General features: G+C 64.3%; 19 protein-coding genes. 1 reads left to right on the top strand and 18 read right to left on the bottom strand.

Annotated elements, in window-relative coordinates:
- Positions 1–86: 86 nt before the first annotated feature.
- The 9 genes from B8V81_RS26000 to B8V81_RS11050 form a co-directional block, all read right to left on the bottom strand.
- Entirely contained in the window at positions 87–218 is a 132-nt protein-coding gene (locus B8V81_RS26000) for a hypothetical protein (protein ID WP_255309618.1), read from the bottom strand.
- A gap of 8 nt (positions 219–226) precedes the next feature.
- Complete coding sequence (gene mpaD / locus B8V81_RS11085; RefSeq protein ID WP_101808380.1) at positions 227–1,645, bottom strand: daptide-type RiPP biosynthesis aminotransferase; 1,419 nt, start codon at positions 1,643–1,645, stop codon at positions 227–229.
- Between the two features lie 17 nt (positions 1,646–1,662).
- Positions 1,663–4,029 (bottom strand): hypothetical protein, encoded by a 2,367-nt coding sequence (locus B8V81_RS11080; RefSeq protein WP_028599324.1) that lies wholly within the window; start codon positions 4,027–4,029, stop codon positions 1,663–1,665.
- Between the two features lie 252 nt (positions 4,030–4,281).
- On the bottom strand, positions 4,282–5,148 hold the full coding sequence (locus B8V81_RS11075) for a DUF5808 domain-containing protein (RefSeq protein ID WP_240479034.1): 867 nt from the start codon (positions 5,146–5,148) through the stop codon (positions 4,282–4,284).
- Between the two features lie 63 nt (positions 5,149–5,211).
- Complete coding sequence (locus tag B8V81_RS11070; protein ID WP_101808379.1) at positions 5,212–6,708, bottom strand: TIGR02679 domain-containing protein; 1,497 nt, start codon at positions 6,706–6,708, stop codon at positions 5,212–5,214.
- Positions 6,705–10,913, bottom strand: a complete 4,209-nt coding sequence (locus tag B8V81_RS11065) for a TIGR02680 family protein (protein ID WP_101808378.1) — start codon at positions 10,911–10,913, stop codon at positions 6,705–6,707. Before B8V81_RS11065 ends, B8V81_RS11070 begins: the two co-directional genes overlap by 4 nt.
- Entirely contained in the window at positions 10,910–12,115 is a 1,206-nt protein-coding gene (locus B8V81_RS11060; protein ID WP_101808377.1) for a TIGR02678 family protein, read from the bottom strand. The genes B8V81_RS11065 and B8V81_RS11060 overlap by 4 nt, the downstream gene beginning before the upstream one ends.
- Entirely contained in the window at positions 12,112–13,665 is a 1,554-nt protein-coding gene (locus tag B8V81_RS11055) for a TIGR02677 family protein (protein ID WP_028599319.1), read from the bottom strand. Before B8V81_RS11055 ends, B8V81_RS11060 begins: the two co-directional genes overlap by 4 nt.
- 190 nt (positions 13,666–13,855) lie before the next feature.
- Positions 13,856–14,467: a YdhK family protein gene (locus B8V81_RS11050; RefSeq protein WP_028599318.1), complete on the bottom strand. Its 612-nt coding sequence runs from the start codon at positions 14,465–14,467 to the stop codon at positions 13,856–13,858.
- A 670-nt stretch (positions 14,468–15,137) separates the two neighbouring features.
- Between B8V81_RS11050 and B8V81_RS11045 the strand changes: the two genes are divergently transcribed.
- Positions 15,138–15,494, top strand: a complete 357-nt coding sequence (locus tag B8V81_RS11045) for a DUF2500 domain-containing protein (RefSeq protein ID WP_101809388.1) — start codon at positions 15,138–15,140, stop codon at positions 15,492–15,494.
- 104 nt (positions 15,495–15,598) lie between these two features.
- On the opposite strand, the gene B8V81_RS11040 is transcribed toward B8V81_RS11045, so the two are convergent.
- The 9 genes from B8V81_RS11040 to B8V81_RS11000 form a co-directional block, all read right to left on the bottom strand.
- The gene (locus B8V81_RS11040) at positions 15,599–16,045 is read right to left on the bottom strand and encodes an SRPBCC family protein (RefSeq protein WP_028599316.1); all 447 of its coding nucleotides are present in this window, start codon (positions 16,043–16,045) and stop codon (positions 15,599–15,601) included.
- A 131-nt stretch (positions 16,046–16,176) separates the two neighbouring features.
- Positions 16,177–17,019, bottom strand: coding sequence for an aldo/keto reductase (locus tag B8V81_RS11035; protein WP_101808376.1), 843 nt, complete (start codon positions 17,017–17,019; stop codon positions 16,177–16,179).
- Positions 17,020–17,122: 103 nt separating this feature from the next.
- Complete coding sequence (locus tag B8V81_RS11030; RefSeq protein WP_244912752.1) at positions 17,123–19,255, bottom strand: pectate lyase family protein; 2,133 nt, start codon at positions 19,253–19,255, stop codon at positions 17,123–17,125.
- A gap of 298 nt (positions 19,256–19,553) precedes the next feature.
- Positions 19,554–20,060, bottom strand: a complete 507-nt coding sequence (locus B8V81_RS11025) for an NAD(P)H oxidoreductase (RefSeq protein ID WP_280522974.1) — start codon at positions 20,058–20,060, stop codon at positions 19,554–19,556.
- Positions 20,061–20,139: 79 nt separating this feature from the next.
- A complete protein-coding gene (locus tag B8V81_RS11020) occupies positions 20,140–21,027 on the bottom strand; it encodes a carbohydrate ABC transporter permease (RefSeq protein ID WP_028599313.1) in 888 nt (295 codons plus the stop codon).
- A 14-nt stretch (positions 21,028–21,041) separates the two neighbouring features.
- The gene (locus B8V81_RS11015) at positions 21,042–21,932 is read right to left on the bottom strand and encodes an ABC transporter permease (RefSeq protein WP_028599312.1); all 891 of its coding nucleotides are present in this window, start codon (positions 21,930–21,932) and stop codon (positions 21,042–21,044) included.
- 91 nt (positions 21,933–22,023) lie between these two features.
- Complete coding sequence (locus B8V81_RS11010; protein WP_028599311.1) at positions 22,024–23,730, bottom strand: extracellular solute-binding protein; 1,707 nt, start codon at positions 23,728–23,730, stop codon at positions 22,024–22,026.
- A gap of 128 nt (positions 23,731–23,858) precedes the next feature.
- Positions 23,859–24,908: a response regulator gene (locus B8V81_RS11005; protein ID WP_101808374.1), complete on the bottom strand. Its 1,050-nt coding sequence runs from the start codon at positions 24,906–24,908 to the stop codon at positions 23,859–23,861.
- The gene (locus B8V81_RS11000) at positions 24,905–26,635 is read right to left on the bottom strand and encodes a sensor histidine kinase (protein ID WP_180968425.1); all 1,731 of its coding nucleotides are present in this window, start codon (positions 26,633–26,635) and stop codon (positions 24,905–24,907) included. The genes B8V81_RS11005 and B8V81_RS11000 overlap by 4 nt, the downstream gene beginning before the upstream one ends.
- Positions 26,636–26,831: the final 196 nt, after the last annotated feature.

Genomic DNA, 26,831 nt, shown 5'->3' with positions numbered 1-26,831 from the left:
GGGATCGGAAGCTTCGGGAACGGAAGCGGCCAGATTGCCATCACGGTCATCACCTCCTGAGCGGAATGTCGCCGTTGCGAAAAGGGTCAGCGGAAGGAAAGGAAGCTGCCGATGCGGTGCAGGCAGGCCCGCAGCCGGGAGATGACGGCGGCCTCCGGCTCCGGCTCGGCCGGAGTCAGCTCCAGCGGCGAGGCCAGGTCATGCTTGGCCGGACTCATGCTCGCTCTCACCTCCCTCCCAGCGAGCGGGCGACGATCTGGACGATCTTGCGGATCTCGCCGTCCTCGATGATCAGCGGAGGGAACAGGTGGAAGCCGGTCGTCACGCCGGGCGTGTGGATCGGGTAGACGAGCAGGCCGCGCTGCCTCAGCCGGGCGACGACCTCCCGCAAGCGGTCCGGATCGAGCAGCGCCCGGGCCGAGCGGTCCGAGGTCAGGGCGACGCCGATCATGAGCCCTTTGCCCCGCGTCTCGAGGAACATCGGATTCGCGGCCAGCGCTTCCTCCAGCAGGCGGCGGAGCAGCTCGCCCTTGCGGGTCACCTCCGCCAGCAGGCCGGGCCGCTCCAGCGCCTCAACAGTCGCGAGGCCGGCGGCGCAGGCGATCGGATTGCCGTTCTGCGTCGACAGATGCTCGATATGCGATCCGGCCCGGGCGAACGCCTGGTAGATCGCGTCGCTGAACAGCGTCGCGCCGAGCGGCAGATAGCCGCTGTTGATGCCCTTCGACAGGCAGAGGATGTCCGGCGCCGCGCCGCTGTGCTCGAAGGCGAACATGCGTCCCGTGCGTCCCATGCCCGTCGCCACCTCGTCGAAGGCGAGCAGCGCGCCGGAGCGGTCGCACAGCTCGCGGACCCGCCGCAGGTAGCGGTCCGGCAGCGGCAGGATGCCGCCCGAGCCGATGATCGGCTCGAGGATGATGCCGCCGAGGCGGCCCTCCTCTTCCTCGAACAGCCGCTCCAGCTCCGCCAGCCGGCGCTCCAGCAGCTCGCCCTCCAGCACGGCGGGCTTGCCGTCGTCGCCGAGCGGCACCGGATGGAACCGGAAGCCGGGCACTCGGGGGCCGTAGCTCTCCGAGATCTCCTGGTCGATGCCGCTCGCGCTCATCGAGCCGTAGTACGTGCCGTGATAGGACTTGTCGAGCACCGCGATGAGCGTGCGTTCCGGACGGCCCGACAGCTGATGGAACTTGCGGATGAGCTTGATTGCCAGCTCCACCGACTCCGAGCCGGTGCAGGTGTACGCGACCTTGGCCAGCGCCGGCGGCGTCAGGCGCAGCAGCGTCTCGGCAAAGGCGAGCGTCGTCGGGTTCGCTCCGTCGACAGGGTTGACATAAGGCAGCCGGTCGAGCTGGTCGACGATCGCCTGGCGGATGCCGGGATGCCGATAGCCGAGCGAGACGTTCCAGAGCCCGCTGATGCCGTCGATGTACGTCTTGCCGTTCGTGTCCTGGACGTAGATGCCCTCGCCGGCCGCGAAGGAGGGGAAGGCTTCGCCCAGACGGACATCCTTGAGCGGATGGACGATCGGGTAGCCGGGCGGCGGCAGCGGAGCCGCCGGAGCGGCGGCGCTTCCCGGCGCAGGGACGGATGCAGGCGCCGGCGCAGACTCGGGCGCAGATGCAGGTGCAGGTGCAGGTGTCAGCATAGCGGATCTCCTTTCGTTCACGATGCCCGTGCGGGCAGATTGAGGCAGCCTTGGCGGCTGAACAGCTCGATCGCCTGGCTGACGGCGGCCGCCGCGTAGGACGGCTCCGTGCCGTACGCCGCTTGCAGCGCGCCGGCCAGCTCGGCTTCGGTCGCGCCGACCATGAGCCCTTCGAGCAGCAGCGCCATCGGCTCGCTCAGCTTGAGCACCTTTTGGCTGACAGCCTGGTAGAGCACCGGCGTGCCGTCCGTCGTCAGGAGAAAGACCGCCTCGCTGACGAGCGAGGGACGCTCGGCGCCTCCGGCCAGCGGGTAGTAATGCGTGCAGGTCGGCAGCGAGACGAGCAGCGTCTCGGCGTCCAGCGCGGACAGCGCCTGCGTATGGCGGCGGAGTCCCTTGACGAGCTGGACCACCTGCATGTAGCGATGCAGCATGACATGCTTGCGGCGGATGGAGCAGTACTGCGCCGCCGTCATGTAGGACGGCAGGAACGCGCACTGGGAGCAGGTCGATCGAATCTCGCAGGAAGCGCATCCGCGCAGCAGCTGCTCCTGATCGGACAGCACCGCGGCCTGCATGAGCAGCTGGTCGGGCGTATCGTCCAGATGGCCGATCGGCGCGCAGCCCCGGCAGGCGGCGACATCGCCCTCCCCGTCCGCGAACAGCCTCGGCAGCTTGCGGGCCGAGCAGGCGCCCGCCGCCGACCAGCGGCAGCTGTCCGTTACGTACGACTGGACCTCGTAGCCATGCGCGAAGCGTCCCGTGCGGCTGAACGCGTCGACGTCCTCCAGGAACCGGTCGAGGTCGCGCTCGCTGCGGATGTCCAGCAGCCGGAAGTCCGCAGAAGCATCGGCGCCTTCCTCGGCTGCGGCTTCCTCGTAGCGCTGGCGCAGCAGCGAGATCGGCTCGGCCAGCAGGAAGTCGTTCAGCTGAAGCTGCCAGCGGCCGCCGCCCAAGCGTTCCAGCCGGTTGGCGTTGGAGAGATAGGTTCCCTCGCGCTCCGCCTCGCTGCTCGCCTGATCGAAGCGGCGGTCGAGCCGCTTCCACTTGCCGTCCTGGTCATAGAAGATCGGGGGCTCGACAGAATTCGAGTTTTCTTCCCCGCATGCTTGGTTTTGTTCGAAGAAGACGGCGCTGTTGAGGGCGGAGTGCTCGCCTATGCGTCGAATCGTCTCGGGCCTCCAGCCGTCCTCGCCGACGCCGATATGCTTCGCGCCGCCCCCGAGGACATGGGCCGGATAGTGCCCGGTCATGAAGGCGAGAAAGCCGTTCACAAGCGCCGTCTCCGGGCTGGAGCCGAATCGCTCGCGCGCCAGCTCCTCCAGCGGAGACGGCAGCAGCGTGCGGGCTTGCGCGCCGGCGGCAGCCGGGACGGCAGCAGCGATCGCATCCCGGGCGAGCAGTCCTTCGTCCAGGCACTGTCTGAGCTGCCCGGCGACCCGCCGCGCCCCCGACTCCGTGCTGCCAGGCGCTGTCTCCAGCACGATGCGCAGCCGCAGGTCCGGGTAGGCGATCCTCAGCTCCCGCAGCATGTCGGCCAGAAAAGGCTCCGCCTCGGCCAAGCTGTCCGGCAGCCGCAGCGTCAGCGTGCTGGCGCCCAGCTCCGCGAGGCGGGCGGCGCCGCCTCTCCGCCAGCGCTCCAGCGTCAGCTCCGCCGACCAGGTCGCGCTTGCTCGGCACGCCTCCAGCGCTTCGGCGACAGCGGCCTCCCGCGCCTCGTCGGCAGTCGCCGCCTCGTAGCCGAGCAGCTGCAGCTCCGGCCGCATCTGGCGGGAAGCGGCGGCCGCGAGCCGAATGTCGCGGAGCAGCCGCTCCGGCGAATGCAGCCGGATGCCGCCCGGGGCCGCATCGCCTCCGAGGCGATCCGCCGCCTTGACCGCCAGCAGCGGAGCCTGCCGCATGGACGCCGCATCCTCCCATACCCCGGCGATGGCGTCGAGCGCGTCGGCCTCGTCCGCTTCCTCGCTCGGCGCGTCCGGCTCCAGCAGCCGGTGCAGGACGCGTTCGGGCTCCGAGCGGACGAGCCGCTCCACCGCGTCCGGCAGCGAGCCGTCCGGCAGCTCGGCCGCCCATTCGCCGAACCAGAAGATCCGGAGCGAGCCGTCCAGGGCTCCGAGCGTCCCGCTCAGCTCCCGGCAGAGACGGTAGGAGGCCGGAGTGACGTGGAAGGCGACGGCATCGTTGCCGAGCGAGAGCAGATCCTCGGCCGTCTCGTACAATCCGGCCAGGCTGGCCTGGATGTACTGCGCCGTCGGCGTGCCCTGCTGCCTGAAGTAGGCCCTCACGTACCGGCAGTCCAGCTGGTCCGTCGCTGCGAACAGCCTCGGCGAGCTCGCCTCCAGATGGACCAGCGTCAATCCGCTTCCGAATGAAAATCCCTGCATGCCGTCTCCTCCTCGCCCTCGTCGTCTCTTCGTTCCGTTGCCCGCTTCCGGTTCGTGCTGTCGTTGTTTCCCTTGATTTCACTATAAGCGATCTTTTTCCATTTCACACCGAAAACGAGGCTTCGTCATTCCACAAACGGCTTGCGGAAAAGAACCGAAAAAAAGCCGCAAACCCGCGCCATGGCGCGGGTTTGCGGCTTTGCGGAGGCGGCGCTGCCGCCGCTGCGGGAATTGCGGCGGCGCGAGCCTGGATCAGCGGCTGCCCTGCAGCCGCTCGTACAGCTCCCGCGTCCGCGCGGGATCCTCTTCATTGTAGTACACATAGCGGCCATCCAGCCGAAAGCGGATGTACGGCGGGCGGTCGCGATAGACGAACAGCTGCGCCTTGCCGAGCTCCCTCAGCCGGAAGCTGCCTCTCAGCACCTTGCCCGTCGCTTCCCCGCTGAGCTTGGCTCCTCGCGGAATCTCGTCCGTCAGGCTCAGCTCGGCGACCTCGCCGAGGTCAAAGGAGGCGGAGTGCAGCGGATAGTCGATGCGCACCTGCTTCTCCGCCAGCTCCAGCTTCGGCGAGACGAGCTCGGACACGAGCAGCAGGGCGCAGGCGAGGCCGAGCACCGCCGCTGCGAGCCCCAGCGTCACGCCGAGGAACCACTTGCCGCCGCGCGACGCCGAGTTCACCGTCATCCCGATGCCGACCCGCTTGGCGACGAATACGGCCGAATCATGCGGATTATGATAGGTGAACCCGTTCGCCCACCATTCGTCCTCTTCCTCCGGCTTGCCGGGCCTTGCCGTCGGAGCGGACCAGCCTTCGCGGCGCTTGAGCGCCAACGTCGTCCGGAACGCGCGGCGGAACGGCCGGACGAGCAGCAGGACGAAGGCGAGCAGCCAAGCCACGAAGTAGAGGGACTGGAAGGCAATCCAGTCATAGAGCGCGTAGAGCGGGATCAGCGCCAGCGCCATGCCGAGCGCGGCGGTCTTCATCTCGCGCCGGAAGCGGGCGCTCGCCGCCTCCAGCTCGGGATGCGACGCCGCTTCCGGAGGAAGCGCCACCGCGAACCGCATGCCATGGCGATAGGCGGCCTGCGGGAGATAGGTGCCCAGCATCGAGGCGTACACGATGACGACAACGACCGACAGGATGATCAGAAAGGCGACGATAGACCCTCTCTCCTTTCATTGTCATGCATTCGGGTTGAATGCCTCCATCCAATCCGAGACGAGCAGATCGAGCAGCTCTTCCTGAAACAGCTTCCTCTTCGATTGCAGCAGCCTGGCGGTCAGATCCGGCTGCCACTCTGCCCGCAATTTGGAAAGCTGCCGGCACTCTTCCGGCGAAAAATGGAGGCCGCGGGCAGCCAGCTTCCCTTGCGCAAGCGAATCCGCATACGTCTCGCGATCGAAACGCCAGGGCCGGAAGCGCTCCCGATACCGTCGGCAGAGCACATTGGCCATGACGATTCCTTTCCCATCATAATCGCCGGAGTAGCGGATCATGCCGCTCAGCCTGCCGGACTCCACGAGCCGGTCCATCAGCCGCAGCGCGGCAGCGCTTGCCGGCCCGCTCGTACAGAGCAGCAGCGGACTGCCGCTCCTCGCCCCTGCGTTCCCGATGACGGCTCCGTTCCTACGCTCATCGATCAAGGCGGCATAAACGGCCGGATTCTCCACCACGAACAGCTCCGAGACGAGCGGAAGGATTCTCGCTTCTTCTACATGAGCCAGCGTCCAAACGGCATGATGGCCCGACTGGGCTGACGGATCTGATCCTTGCCTATACAGATGGACGTAGGACGAGAAGTCGTCGTCGAGCACTCCCCAGCTTCGGTAGACTTCGCGCGCGGCCAGCGTATCCAACCCTTTGGCGGCCTCGCGAACCATCCGCTCGAGCGGGGGTTCTTCCTGCCTATCCGCAGCTTCCAGAGTCGAGTCCTCCGCCCCTTCCCTAACGACAAGTGAAGCCTGATCCGCCTCGCGAGCTGCCCTCTCTGAATGGCCGCTTGGAGCCGGCATCGACAGCAGGGCCTGGAAAAACAGGCGGCCGGCCGGCTGATCCCGATCGAGCGCATGCGGGTTGCCCGACACTTCCGCCGCCAGCACGGGCTTTCGGATCGGCCGCCTCGCCCCTCGCTCCTCCTCGCCGCTTAATCGGCACCATGCCAGCGTGGCGTGCAGCAGCGCTTCCGAAGCCTCCGCTTCTCCCCGGTCCCACAGTTCTTTCAACGTTCGATAGCCCATCCCTTTCCCGCTTCTCAGCATGAGCCACCATTCCTCGACGAAAGGCGGGGGCAGCAAGCCTTCTGCATACAGCCGGCGCTCAGCCGCGGTGAACAGAGCCTGCCAATTTTGCTGGCTCATCCGTTTCCTATCTGAACGGCTAAGCAAAGGCTCTCCGTAAAGACGCTGATAAAGCTCTTCCAGGCCGCATTCAAACACGGAGCGGCGAAGCTCGAGCTCCATCTCACTCAGGCTGATTTCGGCTTTTTCCCCCGGCCTGTAATACGTTCCGAAGAATCCATTCAGCGCTTCGCACTCTTCCGGCCTCAGCTTCGGCACGACCGCCTTGCCGCCGATCCGCCCCAGGCCCTCGTACCGCTTCCAGATCGCCTGCAGCAATCGATTCATGCCGGGCCGCAGGAAATACGCCCTCGCCTCTTGTTCGGCCTGTCCTTGCGTCACGACGGCTCATCCGCCTCGACATACGTCCTGCGCTTGCCGTTCCATCGATAGTGGAACAACGTGACGAAGTCGACATCCTTCGGACGGGAAATCTCATAGATCGCCAGCTGCGGAACCGTATCGTAGCAGCCCCACAGCACCTGCGAGGTCATCATGAAGTCGAAGCCCATATCCGTCAGCAGCTTGAACATGTCGCGCATGTTCTCCTCGTCGACGCCGGCGAAAGCCTCGTCCAGTGAAATGAGCCTCGGCGCATCCTCACGGGCATCCGAATAGCGCGACCAGGCTGCCGCAAACAGCGGGATGTACATCGCCATCGCTTTTTCTCCGCCGCTCAGGACGTTGAATCGGGCATCGGTCAGCGGGCGATAGGCGGCTTGGGTTCCTTTTTTGGACTTCAGTCCGAACTCGAACCAGTTCCGGTAATCGAGGATGCGGTAAAGATGCAGCCGCAGCGATTCCTGCTCGTTCTGAGCCGTTTCCTTGGCCAGGCGGATCTGCTCCCGGAAGTGGCGGATCATCGCTTCGATCTCATCCTCCCGCAGCCGCTGCGAATCGCGCTTGAGCAGCTCGACCAGATCATGGACGTCGAGCTGCTCCTCCGTAGCGGCGCTTTTCGGCCCCCATTCCAGGCGCAGCCTGAGGCCGCTGGAAGTCTCGCGCGCTTCCATGAGGCGGTTCATCTCGCGCACCCATTGCTCGGCCCGATGGATGCGCTGGCGGATCGCCTTGCCGACGCTGGACAGGATGATGTCCTCGAACAGCACGCGATCCTTCTCGCTGAGCAGCGCGTCCTGCTCCGCCTCCAGCTCCTCCAGCTCCTGCAGCAGACGCTGCGGAGCGAGCGGCTGCTGCGGGTTGCGCATCGACCAGACCATGAATCGGCCGCTTCGCTCGTCGACAGCCAGCTCCAGCACATAATCGGTCAGCTGCGTCCGCGCCGCCGACATCTCTTCCAGCAGGCGATTCGTAATGTTGTCGACGTTGCGGTTCTCGAACAGCCCGGCGTACTCGCTCCTCACCTCCGCCGCCAGCCGTCCGAGCGCAGGCTTGCCGGCAGCGCGCGCCTGATGCAGCTGCGATTTCCAGTCTCCGGCGAGCCCGAGCTCCATCTCCTGCTCCAGCTGCCCGCTCGTCTGCCTAGCCGCATGCTCGCGCTCCTGCTGCTGCTCCCGCAGCAGGACCAGCCGGGCATCCGCGCGCGCCGCTTCGCCCTTGGCCCGATCCACGGCCGCCTCCTCGTCGCGTACGGACCGGAACAGCGCTTGCAGCTGCTGGCGCAGCTCCTCCAGCCGCCTGGACACATCGGCCAGCCCCAGCTCCTCGATCAGCCTCTTCAGCGCATCGGTCTGCGCCTGCTGGTCGCGGCGGCGGAGATCGAGCTCGTCTTCGAGCTGCAGCAGATCCTCCCGTTCCTGTCCAGCGGAGGCGATCTCCTCGGACAGGCGTTCCAACGCGCGCGCCGTTCCCTCATGCTCTTTCCAGAGCGAGGCAAGCTCGGACAGCTGCGCCTCGTAGTCCGCTGCCGAGCGCAGCGCCGCGGCTAGCTCGGGCTCCCGCTTCAGCCGGCTCCAGTCTGCCGTCGCTTCGGCGAGCTCCCGCTGCAGCCGATGCCACTCCTCCGCCTTGGCCTTGAACCGCTCGAGCGCCCGCTGCTCCTGATGCAGCGCTGCCGCCAGCCGATGCCCCGCTGCCTCCAGCTCCTTGCGCGCCGCTTCCATCATGGATGGAGACGGGTAGGCGTCGCGCTCCTGCGCCAGCCTGCTCTCGGCCTCCGCCGCGGCTGCCAGCCTTGCCGCCGCAGCCGCAAGCTGTCCGTCCAGCTCCGAGATCTCCTGCTGGAGGCGGGCGATCTCCAGCAGCCTCGTCCGCTTGCGCGTCTCCCGGCCGATATATTCGGCCCGCTCCTTCACGGCGGACCGCCCGGACAACGGACCGAGACGATACGAGCCGTCGGCTCCGATCGCGCCTCCCCAATCGCCGTCGCCCGCCGCGCCGCTCTCGTCCCACAGGAAGCTGCGCAGCACCTGCCGAATCCGCTCGGCGCTCAGACCGCTGCCCTCCGGCGGATCCGCGACCAGCACATCGGCCAGCGTATAGCCGAACTCGTACGGAACCGGAGCCAGCCAGCTCTCTTCCTCGCCGGCAGCCGCCGCTTCGATCCGCCCGTCCGGCGCGATCCAGGCATCGAGCAGCCCGCTTTTTTCCAGCGCTTCCTCGATGCGTGCCCGCGCCTCTTCCGTCAGGCCCGAGGCAAAGTCGCAAGCTGCATAAAGCGGAGCTCCGGCGATCTCGCCCGCCAGCCGGGACCTAAAGCGGCTGCGCGCCTCGCTGCGAGGCGGCTCCGGCTCCCGGCTCTGCTCCCAGCGCCGCTTCTCCATGACCAGCTGCTCGCGATCTGCGGCCAGCTGGCGGCTTTCCCTCTCCAGCTCCAGCCGCGCCGAGACGAGACGCTCGCGCTCCCCGTCATAGGCGGCGGCCAGCGGCGCGCGCAGCGGCTCCAGCGAGCTGCTTTCCTCGCTGTACTCGCTGACGGCTTCCAGCGCCGCCCGCAGCGACGCCTCGTCGAACGGGAGAACCTGCAGCCGGCCGGCCCAGATCGCCAGCTCATTTCTCAGCTCTTCTCTGGCCTCGTCGAGCTTCCGTCCGCGATCTCCCCGAATCCGCTCCGCTTCGTCGCGACTGCGGCTCGCTTCGCCCAGCTCGATCTCCCGGTCCCTGGCGGCCGCTCCCGCTTCCCGCTCCTGGATCGCCCGGGCAAGCGCCTGCTCGATGCGCTGACGATGCTGCCTCAGATCCCGGCGCCAGGGCTCGCGCCATGCATCCCCGGCCGGAACATCCGGCATCCAATAGCGGTGATAGACCGCATGCTCCTGGAACTCCAACTCGCCGGCCAGCGCCTCGAGCTCATCCAGCAGCTCGAGCTGCCCTCCGCCGAGCCGCTGCAGATCCGCTTGCCGCGCCTCCTGCTCGCGCCGCAGCTGGTCCTCCCGGGCTCCTGCCTTGCGCAGCGACTCCCTGGCCCGAGCCAGCTGGCGCTCCAGATCCTCCAGCATCTCCTGCGCCTTCTCGTACTCCTGCTGCTTGCCGATCGCTTCATGCCGGCCCAGCAGCTCGCGCTCCGCGTTCAGCGTGCGGACCTGATCCTGCAGCGCGGCCAGCCTCGACTCCGCCGCCTCCCGATCCTGCCCGGCGGCGTCCAGCTCCTGCTGACATGTCCGCACCTTGGCCAGCGCCTGCTCCAGCTCCGCCGCCGCGGCGCGATAGCGGTCTGACCGCTCCAGCAGCTGATGCTTGTTGTAGAAATCATACCGCTGCTGCAGCTTGTCCACGCTCGCCCGGTGCCGGCGCAGCTCGTCCAGCCGATCCGTGATCTGGTCCATGTCCTCCAGCACTTCGGACAGCGGGCGCAGATCGTCCTCGAGCAGAGGCGGCAGCGCCTGATGCAGGATCTGGTAGATGGCGGACGGCTTGAAGTCCTTGGACAGCTTCGGACTGCGCAGCTGGATCATCAGCTGCAGCAAATCCTGGAACGCGTCGCTGTCCGGAAAGCCGAACAGCTGCTTGTTGACGAGATCCTGATAGGCTTTCTGGTCGTGGACGACCTGCCCGCCTGCGCCGATGAGCTTCTCCAGCTCCTTGCGGTCGAGCGGCGTCTTGATCTTGTCCTCCAGCCAGGCCGGACGGTCATACAGCCAGAGATCGCGTCCGATCCGCCTGCCGTCGGTGATCGCGAACCCCCAGAACTGCACCTGCGCTCCGCCGCGCCGCGCTCTCAGCCCGATGCCGATCGTGCGATGCAAGCCGGTCTCGCCATGCTTGAACTCCATCCACAAGTATCCGGTCGAGTCGGTCTTGACCGACCCGCTCTCTTCTTCGCCGAGCAAATAATACTCGATCCGGCGGTCCCTCGATCCGAACGGATCGAGACGATGAGCCCGCTTGTCGCCGTCCAGCACGAGCGGCAGGAAGCTTTGCATCGTGACCGACTTGCCGGAGCCGTTCGCTCCGCGCAAGATGATGCGGCCATTTTCCAGCTGGAACTCTTCCTCGTCGTAATACCAGAAGTTCAGGATGCCGACCCGGTTCATCTGCCAGCGGGCCGAGGACGGCGCCGCCGCGGCCTCCGCCGCTCGAAAACTGCTTTCTCTTCCGTCGTCCTCCTGCTCATCTACACTTTCTTTCTGACGCGTTTCGATGCTCATTCCCGCTCCTCCTCCCCATATTCGGCCTGCCATCGCCCAAGGATGGCCGATATTCGGACCTCTCCTGCCGCCGTGCGCTCCGCCAGCCCCCAAGACTTCAGATGGTCCAGGCACAGGGCGGCCAGCTCGCTGCTGGACAGATCCTCCCTCCATTCCTTGCTCCAGTACTTTCCATGCTGCTTGCGCAGGCGAAGCAGCATCGTCTCCAGCTCGGACATCGTCAAGCGGATCGCCCCATCCGGCTGCGGCTCGAGGCTTCCTTCGTCCTTCAGGCGCCGCAGCTCTCCGGACACGAGCAGCGCGAGATCGGAGACGGCGGCTTGCGTCGGGAACAGCTCGCTTTCCGAGGTGAGGCCAGGGTGGAAAAAGGCCATGCCTTCGCGATAGCGCCGTCCGTTCCAGCCGAGCGTCTTCTCAAGCTGGTCCAAAATCGCGCGTCGCTGACCTTGCACGTACTTCAGCTCCTCCTCGCTCCAGTCCCGATCCTCGACCAGCGGCTCCATCAGCAGCCGGCGGAACACCCGGTGCCGGATGCGTCCGTTCTGTCCATCGGCCGTATCCGCGTACGCGACCGGATCCTCGAGCTGCCGCAGCTCCCGGGCATCCGTCAGGTCCCAAGGGAACCGGCGCAGCACATACCGGGCGGCAGGGGAGCATTCATACAGCACGTTGCGCTCCTCGTTCTGCGCCCATAGCGATTCGTCGCCGTCTACGCCGAGCAGCACGCCGAGCACGCGCAGCTTTTTGAGCGCGCGCGCCATCGAGAGCCGATGCGAGTAGACTCGCCAGTCCGCATCCATGCCTCCGGCGATCATCTGCTCGCGGATCTGCTCCACCATCTCGGACAGCAGGAACTGGTCGAGCTCCGTCTTGGACTCCAGGTACCAGAGGCCGTAGGTGAAAAAGACATAGTCCTGCGGCTCGCGGAACTCCTCGAATCCCATCCAGGGCTGCGCGCCGACCGGAGCCTTATCCAGCTTGGCCATCGTCCGCGTCAGCAGCAGCGGCAAGCCCGCCTTGTCCATGAACCAGCCTCTCAGCTCCTCGTAATGATCCTTGACCGCATAATAAAGCTCGGCGTCCTCTTCCTTGGACACCCACGGCCGGTTGAGCAGAGCCTGCGCGCATTCCTGCTTGCGCTCGGCCAGCTGCTCCGCGCTGCGCTCTCGCTTGGCTGCGCGGCGTGCCGCTCCGCGATTCATCGCCTCGCCTCCTCTTCTTCTCTCTCGGCCAGCTCCAGCTCACTTGAAGCGGCCTCGGTCAGCTGGAAGCTCAGCCGATAATCCGCCATTTCGAGCTCTCCATCCTCCGCCTGCAGCAGCGCCCGCTCACCATGCTCCGGCTTCTGGAGCGTGATGCGCACCCCTTCCGCCGTGACGAAGCTGCGCCTCGTTCCTGCCGTCATGCAGCGGCCGATCCATTGCAGCAAGCGGATCCGCTCCTGGGCCGTCACCGGCCCCAGCTCGGAGATCGACAGCTCTTTCAGCCGCAGCATCCGTTCGATGCCGCGCCTCTCTTCCGCCTGCCTCGCCTGATAAGCTTCCCGCTCCCGCTGCTTGCGCGCCCCATGATCCGTTACCGAATCCGACACGGAGCGCTCGGAGCGCTTGCGGCTGCGGGAACGCAGCCGGCGCAGCATCGGCTGCTCCTCCCAGGAAGATTGATCGGAGCGGTCCGTCGTGCGGAGATCCTCGCCCTGCAGATGGCGCGTGCGGAACAAGCCGAACGCATGCGCGCCGAGCCGATGGGCGTCCTCGATGGACTCCAGGCGGGCGAACCAGCTCGCGAGATGCTCCAGCTCCTTTTTGCGGCTCATCCCGGAGCGCTTGCGCTCCTGGATGCGGATGGCGCTGCGCACGATGCGGGCGATGGCATCCTTCGTCGCCCGTTCCAGCATCGTCAGCTCGCTCGCCGCGGAGCCGCTGCCAAGGAACCAGCGCCGGATATTGCCCCAGCCCTGGCGCAGCTCCTCCAGCAGCTCCTCCTTGTCTGGCCCGTCCTCCAGCCGGGGACGGTTCAGCTCGCCTGCGGCGACACGCTCCAGGAACAGCTCCATGACCGGCTCGCGGATCTGGAGCAGATGTCCTTCAATCGAGTAGGAGCTGCGCTGCAGCGCCTGTACGAAATGCTGGAGATAGTCGGTCAGCTTCTCCTTGAACAGCAGGAAGGCGTCCGTCACCATCATTTCCTCGGCTTTTGCGGTGTGCAGGCTGGCCATGTAGTCGGCGGCATTTTCATGCAGCTTGACGAACGATTCGTACAGCGACTTCCATAGCTGCAAAGCGGCCTCCGGCTCCAGCTCGACCGCATCGAGGCGGATCGCGAACAGCTTTTCGGCAATCGTGTCGAACAGGCTCGCCTCCAGCGATCCGCCGTAGCCGGTCACCTTCTCCAGCGATTCGAGCATGCGCTCGATCTCGATGGAGTACGGCCGCAAGCAATACTGCAGCTTTTTCTTCAAGTATTCCTCCAACGTCGACGAACGGCCGCCTTCATGCCGCGACGTCAGGTTCTGCCACTGCGCCAGCTGCTCCAGATCCTGCTGGCACATCTCCAGCGTATAGCCAGGCCAAAGGCTCGCGGCGGACATGGCGTCGAAAATCTCTTCCGGCCTCAGCCAGTAGCGCAGCCGCTTGTATTCCAAATAAAAAAAGCGCATGATCGCGCGATAACGCACGACATTGTCGGCGTTCACGTACTTCAGCTCCGGTATGCCCCGCAGCGTTTGCGCGCTTAGCGAACCCTCTTTCACGGACATTTCCTCCGTTCTTCCATGCTTCTTCAATCATAGGAGATAGATGGAAGCTCTGACAAGCCGGAAACGTTGGAGAAGAAAGGAAAGAGGCCATCTGAGCGTCTTGTGTCGGTTGGATATCCTAGCAAAAACAGCACTCGGCTCCTCCCAGAGCCGAGTGCTGCAATACAATCCATTTCGCCGTAGCCTACTCCGCCTTCAACTCGCTCTCCGTCACCCACCTATGGTTCTTGACGGGCTCGCCGCCGTCCACAGGGACATAGTCCACGGCGTACACCGTTGTCTGCTCCGCCGTATCGATCGTCGCCACGGCGCCGTCCATGCCGGCCATATGCTCGGCATCCAGCACGACCTCGTCGCCGGGCTTGTACGGCTCGGAACCGGCGCCGTCGATTTCCTCATGCACGACCCACTCGTGGTTCGTCACCCGTTCCCCGCCGGTCGTCGGCGTGTAGGACACGGAATAAACCGTCGTCGCATAGGCGCCTGCGATCGTCGCCTCCGCGCCTTCCATGCCCGGCATATGGCCGGCCTGCAGCTTGGCTCGGCTGCCGACCGGGAATGCCGGGTTTTGCGCCGCCACCATGTCGTCCGGGAGCTCGTCCGAGCCATGGTGCATGCCTTCATGGGCGGAATTCGCCGCTTCCCCGCCCGGCGCCGCCGTGTTTCCCTCCGCATTGCTCGCCGCTCCGTGGTTTTCCACGTTCATGGCCTCATGTCCTCCGTTCTTGGCTCCGCAGCCGGCCAATACGACCGCCAGCACTGCGGCCGCAGCCAGTCCTTTTCCGATCCGTCTCATGCTTCTGCCGCCTCCTTCGCTTCTTGTCTAGGCTCTTCTAGAGGCAAGTATCTCCTTTTCCTTGCCGTTCCAGTACTCGATCCGCTCTAGTCTCGATACGGACGACTGCCCCGCCGGCCATCCAAGGCACATTTGTGCCTTGGTTGGCCAAATCCGTCGCTACCCAACCCCATCCAAGGCACATTTGTGCCTTGGATGGCCAATTCCGTCGCTGCCCAACCCCATCCAAGGCACATTTGTGCCTTGGTTGGCCAAATCCATCGCTGCCCAACCCCATCCAAGGCACATTTGTGCCTTGGTTGGCCAACTCCGTCGCTGCCCAACCCCGTCCAAGACACATTTGTGCCTTGGATGGCCATTTTCGCCGACGCCTCGCCCTGCCTCTACTGTACCGAGAGGTTGTGAAGATGCCGTGTAGATTTCCATTTATCCATTTTTAACTATTTCTGAAACTTCACTCCTGCTCGTTGCGTCTCACCTAGAAGCAATCATCCCAAAGGAGGCGCTGCAGATGGAAATGAGCTTTGGCCCCGAGTTCGGACCGGACTCCCGCATCAGCTTCGAGCCCGACAGCGGCTTCTCGCCGGAGATCGACTTCGGCTCCCCAGCCAGCTTCGGTTCGCATGGAGGCTTCGGCCCCGTCGCCGGTCCCGGCTCCGGCTTCAACTTCATGTTCACGCTCGTGCCGGTGCTGATCGGCATCGTGTTCGTCATCGTCATCGTCACGATGATCGCGCGCGGCGTCCGCTACGCGCAGAACGCCAGCTCGCCGCGCGAATCCGTCCACGCCCGCATCGTCTCCAAGCGGATGGAAGTACATCATAGCTCCGGCCATTCCCACGGCCCGGACAATCAGTTCCATACGTCGGGCTCCTCGCGCACGGACTACTACATCACGTTGGAGTTCGAGAACGGCGAGCGCAAGGAATTCCTCGACGTCAAAAAGCTGTACGGCCTTGTCGCCGAGGGCGATGTCGGCTACGCGCAGACGCAAGGCGAATGGATCGTCGCCTTCGAGCGCAGCTGACCAGGCAGACCCCTTGCGATCGGCCATTCCAACGCAAAAAGACAGCCTGCCCCTCTCATCGGGGCAGGCTGTCTTTCTCTTTCTTCCGATCGGCTTCGTTCGCGTCAGCTTGCCGCCCGCTCCTCGATGGCGGCCGCCGTCGCTGCGGTCAGCTGCTCGACCGCGCGCGGCACGAACTCCTTCATGACGCTGTTCATCATCATCGCCATGAGCCCCTTGCCGCTGATGTCGAGGCTGCCGACGAGGCTCGCCGCCGCGCCTGCGGCCGCAGCCTCGAAGCTGCCGCTGCCCTCGACGGGATCGGAGAGGCCGGTCAGGCGGAAGGCGACCCGGCTCGGGTCCGCTTCCTCCTCCAGCTCGAGCTTCAGCTCGACGGCTTTTTTCGTGAAGCCCAGATCGGCCTTGAACGTCCAGACCGACTCCCGCGCGCTGACGATCTCGTGCTTGATGTAGCCCGGCATGAGCGGCTCCCATCGGTCGGGATCGCGGATGAAGGCTTGGACCTGCTCCAGACTGGCCTTGACCTCGCTGCGATGCGTTCCGCTTGGCATGGTGAATCCATCCTTCCGTCGGCATGTTGGTTCCCGGCTTCCCTCGCCTCTGCAGCTGTTGCATGACAGATGGAAAGCGCTATCATCTGTTTAACACAGCGCTGCCGCCCGCGTCAAGCTGCCGCACTGACTCAGAATTCCTCGTATTCCGCCGGGCCTTGGCCCCACAGCCATCCGTCCGGCCGATGGAGAGTACCGATCGCCTCCATCTGCTGCGCCGACAGCTCGAAGTCGAAGATCGCCAGATTTTCCCGCTGATGCTCGGCCGAGCCGGCTTTGGGAATCGGCAGCGCTCCGAGCTGCACATGCCAGCGCAGCACGACCTGCGTCGGCGTCTTGCCGACCTGCTCCGCGATGCTGCGGATCGGCTCCAGCCCGGCGAGGTCATGGTCGCGGCCGAGCGGGCTCCACGACTCCGTCACGATGCCGAGCTCGGCATCCTTGGCCCGCTGCTCCGGCTGTTGGAAGAGCGGATGCAGCTCCACCTGATTCAGGCTCGGGGCGACGCCCGTCTCGGCGACGAGCCGATCGAGATGCTCCGGCAGGAAGTTGCACACGCCGATGGAGCGGACATGCCCTCTTTTCTTCGCCTCGATCAGCGCCTGCCAAGCCTCGACGTAGCGGTCCCGCTTCGGATTCGGCCAGTGGATCAGATAAAGGTCGTAATAGTCGAGGCCGGATCGATAGAGCGACTCCTCGACCGTCAGCAGCGCCTCCTTGTAGGCATGGCGGCGGCCCGGCAGCTTGGAGCAGAGGCGCAGCTCCTCCCGCGGCACGGAGCTTAGGCGCACCGCCTGGCCAAGCGCCCCCTCGTTCTCGTAGTTGAACGCCGAATCGAGCAGCCGGTAGCCGATGTCGATCGCCCCGGCGATCGCCTTCGCGCCTTCGGCTCCCCGCAGGCTGTACGTGCCAAGCCCGATGGCAGGTACCTTGAGGCCGTCGTTGAGTTCTCGCTGCGGAATCGTCTCTTGCATGTCTATCGCCTCCCTTTTTCCGTTTCTGAATCTAGTATATACCCGAAAAGCCATGGACCGGAACCGGTCCATGGCTTTGGCATGCTCGTGCAGCCGGCTTCCGTCACGAAGAAGGAACCAGCTTCATGTAGTACAGGTTGGCGACCGCGTTTTTCGAGATGCTGTGCGCGCCCGCGGACAGGGCGACGCTGACGGTCCCGTTCGTCATCGCATGCGCCGCGCCGTCGATATTGACCTTCGTCCCGTCGGGCGAATTGAAGACGAGCGTCAGCGTCGAAGCCGTCGCGGCCGTGAACGAGATCGAGGTCGAGCTTTCCATCTTCAAGCAGCTCGTCAGCGTCAGGCCGTCGTAGATCACCGTGCCCTTCGTCGACGACAGGCTGCCCTGAATCGCGAAGAAGGAGCTGGTCAGGCCGTCGGCCGTAAAGTTATGCACGCGGACTCCTGCACCAGGAGTCGCGGTCGGTCCGGACGTCGGCGTCGGCGTGGCCGTTGGCGTAGCCGTTGGAGCCGCCGTCGGACTCGCGGTCGGAGATGGGGTCGGGGTGGCCGGGCTCGCGTTCCCTCCGACCGAGACGAGCTGCGTCCGATACGAGACGATCTTGGCCATCAGCGGCGCAAGGACCGCATAGGACGTATCATCCGCCGCATCGTTGAACGTCCACGCGAAGTCGCCGCCGCCGAGGCGTCCGGCCTCTGCCGTCACGATCGCCTCGACCTGGCCGGCGGGATCGACGTCGGAGGCGTCGGCTCCGGTCGCGATCCGGGTATCGAAGTTGTTGTACGGCGTGCCGCCCTTGAGCGCCTTGTAGGCTGCCGGAACCGCCTCGCTCCGCGCCGATGCGAGATAAGCGTCGAACGAGGAGGCATGGGCCGGAGCCGTGCCCGCGTCGGAGTTGGCGTAGATCAAGCTCTCGGCGTCGACGACGATGTTGCCGTACGCCTTGATCATGCCGCCGTTCTCGCCCGAGAACGTGCCTTCTCCAAGCGCGTCGGTGCCTTGCAGCGAGCTCAGCATCGGATGCTTGGCGTGCCGGAAATAGTTCGCTTCGACGAAGGCCGAAGCCCCCGTCGTCACGCCTACGCCGTACTTGGAGATTCCGTCGAAGAAGTTGTTGTAGATATGGACGGAGGCGACGCGGATGCGCGGATGGCGGGAGTCGGAATGATCGAACCAGTTGTGGTGGAAGGTGGCGAAGAATTCCGCCGTCTCGCTCAAGCCGACGAGGGAGGCTTTCCCGGAGTCCCAATAGTGGTTGTACGAGATTGTAATGTGCGTCGAGCCCTTCTTGAGATCGGTCGAGCCGTCGCCCTTGGCCTGATCGGCATCGCTGCCGGCCTTGCCGTAGAACAGATCGTTATGATGCACCCACACGTTCGCGTTGCCGGTGTCGAGCGAGATGCCGTCGTCGGGGAACAGCATCCAGCCGATGTTGCGGACCTCGACGTTGCCGACGGAACGCAGCAGCAGTCCCCAGCCGTAGGCAGAGGCGTCTTTCCCGATGCCTTCGATCGTCAGGTTCAGCTCGGCGTAGTCGGCTTTCCCCTTGACCTGCAGGTAGCCGCTGCCGTTCAGCTGCCCGCTCATGTCGCCCTCCGTAATTTGTCCGACGATCCGGACCGCCAGCGGCGTCTTGTCGTAGCCTTTTTGCCTCAGCTCCATGATCTGGGCGATGCCGATGCCCTTCTGCACCGCTCCGGAGCTGCTCGTGACGACATCGAGCTCGACCGTCCGCGCCGTCGCAGAGGTGACATACAGCACCTTCGCTCCTGCCCGGAGCGTGCCGTCCTCGTTGTAGGCGCCCGATCCGGTGCCATAGGCCGAGCCCGGGGCAAAAGCGAATCCGGAGCGGTCGTGGGCCGCTACCGGCAGCGCGCCGGTGACGACGCTGGTCCTTCCGCCGCCGGACAGCAGCGCTTCGACCTTCAGGACATACGATCCCGCGGCCAGCCCTACGGCGTCGGCCCGCCAATAGGACGGGTAGCGGCGGATCAGCTCGTTGTCGAGCTGGCGGTACTGGGCGTCGGCGGCGCCGGCCGGCTTGACGTAGACCTGGTAGCCCGTCGCCCCGCTCTCCGGCGTCCATTCCACATAGGCCGTCTCGTTCCAGCCCCCTGCGCTCGAGATCGCCAGGCCGGCAGCATGGATCGTGGCGGCCCTTCCGCCGGACAGGATCGTCAGCAGCAGCGCTGCCGCCAGAGCCACGCAGGCCAAGCGGATGATTCTTTTCTTCAATGGAATCCCTCCTGAATTCATGCAGGATTTCGGCCGATGCCGCTTCGCTGCCGTTCTCGAATGCATGCAACCGCTTTCAATAAATCGCTTCGCTTGTCCTCCTCTCCCCTCCGGATGCGGACTCTAGAATCGGCTCCCGACAGAAGCTCTCGAAAGCTCCTTCACCTTACCTTCCCGACTCCAGGTTGCGAAACAATCATTTGCTGGGATTTGCCGCTTCCTATCGCAGAACTGAGTCGATGATTATCGGAATAACCGCAAAAGCCATGAACCGGAAGTTCCGGTTCATGGCTTCGCATCAGATTTCCGTCCCGACCTTGAACCTCGCGGCATGCTCCGCATGCCACTGGTCATAATGGACGCCCAGCTCATGCGCATCGTCCAGCAGCTTCTCCATGTACGCTTGATCGGAGCTGAGCGTATCGTACAGGATCTCTAGCCTGGACTCGGCTATGCCGGAGTAATGGGCCAGACCGACATTGAGCTGGTGGCCGAGCATCTCGTCAAAGCCCCTCTTCCGGAGCTGCTCCTGCGTGGCCGCCGCCAGACCGATCCACAGCACGCGCTGATGCGGAAGCTTGGAGTCGCCGTAAGCGAAGCCGTAGTTCCAGACGCGGTCGATATATCCCTTCAGCATGGCCGGCAGGCCGTACCACCAGATGGGGAAGATGTAGGCGAGCGCATCATGCCGCCTCATCCGCTCCATCTCCGCTTCCGCCTCGGCGGAGTATTTCTTGCTCCCGTTCGACCAGTCGGGCTCATCCTCCTCCCGCAGCACCGGATCGAAGCCGCTGCGAAGCGGCATTCTGGACCAGCTATGCGAATGGGGAGAGAAGTTCATTCGGGGCGACTTTCAAACGAAAAGAAAGGAGTAGGACCGAGTCCTACTCCTTCACCGCTCCGAGCATGATGCCCGACACGAAATATTTCTGCAGGAACGGATAGACGATCAGCATCGGCACCATCGCGATGAACACCTTGGCCGAGTTCAGCGTCCGGTTGGACAGCTCCGACAGCTTCTTGTACTGGTCGGGCGTCAGGTTCGTCCCGGTCGGGATGTTGACGACCAGCTGCTGGATGTACGTCTGCAGCGGGTACTTGTCGGAGGTGTTCATCAGCACGAGCCCGTTGAAAAACTCGTTCCAATGGTACACGCCGATGAACAGCGCCACGGCCGCCAGCACGGGAATCGAGCACGGCAGATAGACGCGGAACAGGATCGCCCACGGGCCGGCGCCGTCGACGACGGCGGCTTCGTTCAGCTCCTTGGGCAGGTTGCGGAAAAAGTTCATGATGAGGATGACGTTGAACACCGGCAAGCCTCCGGCCAGCACGAGCGCCCAGATCGAGTTGATCAGGCCGTAGCTCTGGACGGTCAGATACCATGGGATCAGTCCGCCGCTGAACAGCATGCAGAACACGAGGATCCACATGAACACGTTGCGCAGCCGGAATTCCCGGGAGGGCCTGGCTAGCGGGTAAGCCATCAGCACCGATACGAACAGCGACAGCCCCGTGCCGAGCACGGTGCGCTGGATGGAGATCCAGAACGAGTTGAAGAACAGCGCGTCGCCTAGAATTTCCTTGTAGGACGCCAAGGAGAAGCCGATCGGATAGATCGTCACGAGGCCCGCGTTGGCGGCGGCCTTGTCGGAGATCGATACGCAGAACGTATACCAGAGCGGATACAGGCAGCTGAACAGCAGAAGGGCGAGCAGCACGTAATTGGCGCCGTCGAACGCCCTCGAGCCGAATGTCTTGCTTTGGACCATGCCGTCTCCCTCCCTTAGAACACCGTGTAATCCGCATAGCGGTAGGCCAGCCGGTACGAGACGACGATCAGCACGAAGCTGATGGCCGACTTGAACAGTCCCGCCGCCGTCGCCAGCGAGAATTGCAGGTTCTGCAGGCCGAGGCGGTATACCCACGTGTCGAGGATGTCCCCGGTCGAGTAGACGAGCGGATTGTACAGGTTGTACACCTGGTCGAACCCGGCGTTGAGCACGTTGCCGAGGCTGAGCACGCCGAGCAGGACGACCGTCGTCGTCATCGCGGGCAGCGTCACGTTCCGGATCAGCTGCCAGCGGCTGGCGCCGTCGATCGCGGCCGCCTCATATAGGTTGAGGTTGATGCCGGTCAGCGCCGCCAGATAGATGATGGCGTTGTAGCCGAACTCCTTCCACACGTCGGTGCCGACGAGCAGCTGGCGGAAGATGCCGGCATCCGCCATGAACAGCTGCGGACTCACGCCGAACATGCCGAGCACCGTGTTGACGACGCCGTAATAGCCGAAGATGCCGATGACGATCGTCGCCATGATGACCCAGGACAGGAAGTGCGGCAGGTAGGCGACCGTCTGCACGAGCTTTTTGAAGCGCAGATGCCGAAGCTCGTTCAGCAGGATCGCGAAGACGAGCGGAATGATCAGATTGAGCACGATTTTTCCGATGGCGATGATGAACGTATTGACGATGACCGTCCGGCTGTCGCTCAGCTGGAACATGTACCGGAAGTTGTCCAGTCCGACCCACGGCGACTTCAGCAGGCCCGCCCCCGGATTGTAGTTCTGGAACGCCATCACGATGCCGGCCATCGGCACGATGCTGAACAGGACGAGCCAGACCATCCCCGGCAGCAGCATCAGATAGTAATGCTTCTCGACGTTCATTCTTCTCATGGCCGCCGATCCCCCCTTCACGGACTCGCCGGCTTGCCGCAGGCTCCGGCCGCCTTTTCGCAGGCAGCCGGAGCCGCTGACCGGCAACTCGTTATTTTTTCAGCAGCTCGGCGACTTCGGCCGTGATCTCGTCTCCGCCTTGAGCTTTCCAGTCCTTCACGAACTTGTCGAAGGAATCGATCGGCGCCTGGCCCAGAATGATTTTCAGCACCGTCTCGTCCTCCAGCTTCTTGAGGTTGGCCCACTTCGTCTCCATCGTCGGCGTCTGGTTGTAGGTGACGCTGAACACCTTTTTGTCGATCGGCACGGTCGAGAACGGACGATCGCCGATCAGCAGCGAGTAGAGGCGCTGGAAGTCGCCGAAGTTCGCCGTATTGAAGTTGCTGACGTTCAGCTCGTCATAAGGCGGCTTGATGACGTCCTTCACTTTTTTGGCGTCGGCGTACATCAGCTTGTACAGGCTGTTCGGCACGTTGTAGTCCTCGGCCTGCGTCTCGCCCTTGAGCACCTTGAGCAGCTCGGCGTATTCGTACTCCGTCTCGTTGGCCGCGGCCATGACGTTGCGCAGCGGATACCAGCCGACCGCTACCGACAGGTCGAACGTCGCCTCGTCGCGGACGAGCGCGTTGTTCATGATGAGGATCGCCTTGACGACATCGGGCTTGGCGTTTTTGCTGATGAGCGTATAGGTGCTGCCGGTCGTCTTCATATGCGCGTTCCACTTGCCGTCGTCGGTGTAGACGGGATAGGCCTGCCAGTTGGCCGTCGGATCGTTCTTGAACGAATCGCCGTTGCCGTAGCCGCCGCTCCACCAAGGGCCGAAGAAGATGCCCGTCTGGTTCGCGTTGATCGGATCGCCGACGTTGTCGCGGGTGCCGGCCTCGGGATCGATCAGCCCTTTTTTGTACCAGTCGGCCAGCGTCGCCAGCGTTTCCTTGGTCTGCTCCGTCAAGGTTCCGTACGTCACCGAGCCGTCGCCGTTGTCGAGCCAGTACCCCGGGTAGGCGTCCTTCGCGCCGAACAGCGGATCGAATCCTCCCAGGTTGTTGGACGAGGTGAGGAAGGTAGCGTAAGGGAACGTGTTTTTCGACGGTCCGGCGATGCCGATCGTGTTCGCGCCGCCGAGCTTGCCGTCCTTGAACGCCTGGGCGGTCTTCTCGATGTCGGCCAGCGTTTTCGGCACCGGCAGCCCGAGCTTGTCGAGCCAGTCCTTGCGGATCCAGAGCAGGTGGACGCCGTCGGTGTCGACGGTAATGTTGGGCAGCGAGACCATCCGGCCCTTGTAGCTGGCGTTATCCATGGCGCGGCCGCCGGTGCTCTCCATGATGTCCTTCACCTGAGTCGACTGGTATTGCTGGAACAGGTCGGTGATGTCGTAGAGCAAGCCGGAGCTGGCCGCCTTCGTCATGAACGAGCGGTCGTCGACGACCATGCCGTCCGGCAGCTTGCCGGAGGCGATCGTCAGGCTCACCTTCTGCTTGAAGTCGTTGCCGGTCGCCGCCGTCCAGTCCACGATGACGTTGATGTTGTACTTTTCCTTCAGGTAGCGCGTGTACTGGTTGTTGCTGACGCTGTCGCCCGCCGGCAGCGTCTTGTCGGTCGGATCGACCGGCATGCCGATATGGACGTCGACCGGCTCCGGGAATCGGTAGAACGCCAGATCGTCTCCCGACAGCGCCGGGCCGGACGATTCCGCGGGCGCCTGCGCGTCCGTATTCGTCGAGTTGGAAGATGAGCAGGCGGTCAGGCTTAGCCCCAGCATGAAGGCGGCCAGCATCGTGGCCATCGTTCGTTTCATAAGATCCCTCCCCTTGAATCGGTGCTTTCCCATTGTAATATGAAAGCGCTTCACAAAAGTCGGGGAGCTGTGCCGCCTTTTTCGGCGGCCTCTGCGGCAGGGGCGGTCAGATGTTTCGTCCGCAGCGATCATTCCTCCCCCTTGTGGTGCTGGGCGCGGAATTCCGACGGCAGCAGCGACGTCTGTTCGTGAAAAAGCTGGGAGAAATATTTGGAATCGCTGTAGCCGACCGCATTGGCGATCCAGCCGATGGAGCGGTTCGTCTCGCACAGCAGCCGCTCGGCGGCGCGGATCCGCTCCTGCCGCAAGTACTCGTTGAACGTCGAGCCGGTCCATTTCTTGAAGCATTGGCAAAAGTAGCTGCGGCTCATATGCACATGCTCGGCCGCGTCTTCGGCATGCAGCGCGCCGGTAGCCCGCTCCCGGATGAACAGGACGGCCTTCAGCATGCTCTCCATCGTCGTGGCGCCGTCGGAGGCCGCCGCGACCTGAGCGTAGATCACCGAGCGGCAGTCGCGCATCCACTGCAGGGCGGCGGCGACGTCGCCCGCTTCCGCCAGCCGCCCGAAGTCCGGCGCATGGACGTTCTCCAGCGGCGCGAGGATGCGGGGAAACAGCCCGGCCAGCCGGTGCACGGACACGCCTGCCTCCGCCGTCCGCTGGCAGAGGCGCTGGAACAGCGCCTCGCTGTACAGCCAGTGCAGCGAGCGCCACTGAGCCTCGAGCGCGCTCCAGTCCTCCTCCGCGGGAGGAGGGACGCTGCCGGGAGCGGCCGCGGCAGGAGCAGAGCGCGGCGTCTCGCTTGCGAGCCGCTCGCCGATCCGCTGCAGGATCTGCTCGTCGTCCTCGGATTCCAGCCGGACCTTCGACAGATAGTCCAGCACGCCCAGCCGGTACGCCGTCTGCACGCTTTCGAACTCCTCGTGAAAAGACAGCACGACCGACCGCACGTCCGGGAAGCGGCTCTGGACGATGCGCAGCAGCTCCAGGCCGGACATGACCGGCATGGAGAGGTCGACGAACAGCAGATCCACCTCCTGCCGTTCCATGAACTCCAGCGCCTTCGCGCCGTTCGCCGCCTCTCCCACTACGGTCATGCCATGCCGGGACCAGGGCAGGATGGAGATCAAGCCCTTGCGCGCCAGCTTGTCGTCGTCGACGATCAGCACCCGGATCATATCGCTCGCTCCTTTGCTTGGGGAAGGGAATAGGGCAGCAGCAGCGTCACCGTCGTGCCCTCGTTCGGGCCGCCCTCGATCGTCAGGCGCGCCTTGAAGCCGTAGAACGATTCCAGCATCGAGCGGACATAGCGCAAGCCAATGCCCCATCCTGCCTGCCGCTCGTCCGGCGTCTCGCGCTGCAGCAGCTCCAGCGTCTCGCGGCTCAGCCCCTTGCCGTCGTCGCGGATGACGATGGCGACCGTCTCCGTCGACGGATCGGGACGAACGACGATGTCCAGCCTCCCGTTGTCGTCGATGCCGTGGCAGACGGCGTTCTCCACGATCGGCTGCAGGATGAAGCGGGCGACGGGGCAGTCCAGGTAGCCGCCTTCGGCGACGTCCAGCCTCACCTCGAAGTCGTAGCGCATCTGCTGCAGCTCCAGGTACGTCGCCATGACCTGCAGCTCCGATCGCAGCGTAGCCGCTTCATTCGACTTGCCCAGGTTGTAGCTGAGCAGCGCGATCAGCGCCGCCGCGAACTTCTCGATCTCCTCCTGCTTGTGCAGCGCCGCCAGCCAGCGCATGGAGTTCAGCGTATTCATCAGAAAATGCGGGTTGATCTGGCTGGCGAGCTTCTCCAGCTCCAGCTGATGCCGGCGCTTTTCCTTCTGCTCCGCCTCCATCATCAGCTGCTGGATCTGCCGCTTCATGACGTTGAACTGGTCGAAGATGCGGTCGAACTCCAGCATGCCCGTATGGACCGTCCGGGTGCCCATGTAGCCTTTGCCGAACGTCTTCATTTCCTTCTCGATCAAGCGGAACGGCCGATTGATCAGCCGGCGCAGCAGCAGCATGAGCAGGAGCATCGTCAGCAGGGCGGCGCAGACGATCCAGAGCATGTGGTTTTTCCAGGCATACAGCTCGCGGTTGTAGCTCGATACGGGAAGCAGCAGCGCCAGGTCATAGCCGTACTCGCCCTGTACCCGGTTCCAGACGTAGCCGTCCGTCATGCCGGATTCTCCGTTCAGCTGCAGGCTCGCTCCGGCGGCGTAGGCATTCGGAGCGCTGCTGTAGGTCACCTTGCCCGCGGCATCGGCGACGAGCAGGATGTACGGCAGGTCCAAGTTGTCTGTAAGCGTTTTCATGTCGGTGATGATTTCGGCTCTGGCTTCGACATAGACGACGCGCTCCGTCCCGTCGGAGAATCGGATTTCCCGCGTCACCGATACGACTTGATCGTCGCTGAACCGGCACATCGAGAGATGGGGAGATTGATAGGCGATCCCTGCCGAGGCGGCCGCATCGGGCAGCGCGCTCAGATGGAAGCTTTCGCGAAGCGGGAGGTTGGAGTAGGAGGCCTGGCCTTTCGCCTCGTCGTAGTACATGACCAGCTCCATGGACGGGTTGGAGAAGGTGATCAGGCCGATATTGTAGGCGATGTCCCGCGAGAGGAGCAGCTGCCGGTAGGAGTCGGGCGCGGCGAGGTACGCCTCCGTCAGGTTGCCGACCGTGCCTTCCGGCGCCATCTGCTGCGTGACCTGGAGCAGATGGCTGTAGAGCTGGTTCAGCTTGCTGCTTTGCTGATACAGATTGAACGCCATGGACGTCTTGATCTTGTCGCGCTGCATCGTATAGATCGCATTGTAGGACACCGCGGCCATCAGCATGGCGAAGCATGCGAAGCCGACGATCAGAAACAGCATGATCCGCTTGCGCAGGGAGGAGAACCTGAACCACCGGCTCATCCTGCTGTCTTCCTCGACGAACATCCGGCGCAGATCGAGCATGGCGTCACCTCGCGAAAAGGATACCCTTGAATTCGCGGTTCGCGCGGCAACTCCTGCCTGGCGGACGGCAGGGAGAGCTCAGGGAGATACTGGGGACGTTGTCATTGAACATCTATTCCATTGTTGTATAATTGTTATAACAGTTGAATATACT

Source organism: Paenibacillus pasadenensis (assembly GCF_002864175.1).
In the GTDB taxonomy this organism is placed as follows: domain Bacteria; phylum Bacillota; class Bacilli; order Paenibacillales; family Paenibacillaceae; genus Paenibacillus_O; species Paenibacillus_O pasadenensis.
The sequence above is the reverse complement of the archived record's forward strand: the minus strand, read 5'-3'. Positions and strand labels throughout refer to the sequence as shown.

Excerpts from the sequence above, each read along its gene's own strand:
- B8V81_RS26000 (WP_255309618.1), bottom strand. The coding sequence starts at position 218 with ATGAGTCCGGCCAAGCATGACCTGGCCTCGCCGCTGGAGCTGACTCCG.
- mpaD (WP_101808380.1), bottom strand. The coding sequence starts at position 1,645 with ATGCTGACACCTGCACCTGCACCTGCATCTGCGCCCGAGTCTGCGCCG.
- B8V81_RS11080 (WP_028599324.1), bottom strand. The coding sequence starts at position 4,029 with ATGCAGGGATTTTCATTCGGAAGCGGATTGACGCTGGTCCATCTGGAG.
- B8V81_RS11065 (WP_101808378.1), bottom strand. The coding sequence starts at position 10,913 with ATGAGCATCGAAACGCGTCAGAAAGAAAGTGTAGATGAGCAGGAGGAC.
- B8V81_RS11060 (WP_101808377.1), bottom strand. The coding sequence starts at position 12,115 with ATGAATCGCGGAGCGGCACGCCGCGCAGCCAAGCGAGAGCGCAGCGCG.
- B8V81_RS11050 (WP_028599318.1), bottom strand. The coding sequence starts at position 14,467 with ATGAGACGGATCGGAAAAGGACTGGCTGCGGCCGCAGTGCTGGCGGTC.
- B8V81_RS11045 (WP_101809388.1), top strand. The coding sequence starts at position 15,138 with ATGTTCACGCTCGTGCCGGTGCTGATCGGCATCGTGTTCGTCATCGTC.
- B8V81_RS11040 (WP_028599316.1), bottom strand. The coding sequence starts at position 16,045 with ATGCCAAGCGGAACGCATCGCAGCGAGGTCAAGGCCAGTCTGGAGCAG.
- B8V81_RS11035 (WP_101808376.1), bottom strand. The coding sequence starts at position 17,019 with ATGCAAGAGACGATTCCGCAGCGAGAACTCAACGACGGCCTCAAGGTA.
- B8V81_RS11025 (WP_280522974.1), bottom strand. The coding sequence starts at position 20,060 with ATGCCGCTTCGCAGCGGCTTCGATCCGGTGCTGCGGGAGGAGGATGAG.
- B8V81_RS11020 (WP_028599313.1), bottom strand. The coding sequence starts at position 21,027 with ATGGTCCAAAGCAAGACATTCGGCTCGAGGGCGTTCGACGGCGCCAAT.
- B8V81_RS11015 (WP_028599312.1), bottom strand. The coding sequence starts at position 21,932 with ATGAGAAGAATGAACGTCGAGAAGCATTACTATCTGATGCTGCTGCCG.
- B8V81_RS11010 (WP_028599311.1), bottom strand. The coding sequence starts at position 23,730 with ATGAAACGAACGATGGCCACGATGCTGGCCGCCTTCATGCTGGGGCTA.
- B8V81_RS11005 (WP_101808374.1), bottom strand. The coding sequence starts at position 24,908 with ATGATCCGGGTGCTGATCGTCGACGACGACAAGCTGGCGCGCAAGGGC.
- B8V81_RS11000 (WP_180968425.1), bottom strand. The coding sequence starts at position 26,635 with ATGAGCCGGTGGTTCAGGTTCTCCTCCCTGCGCAAGCGGATCATGCTG.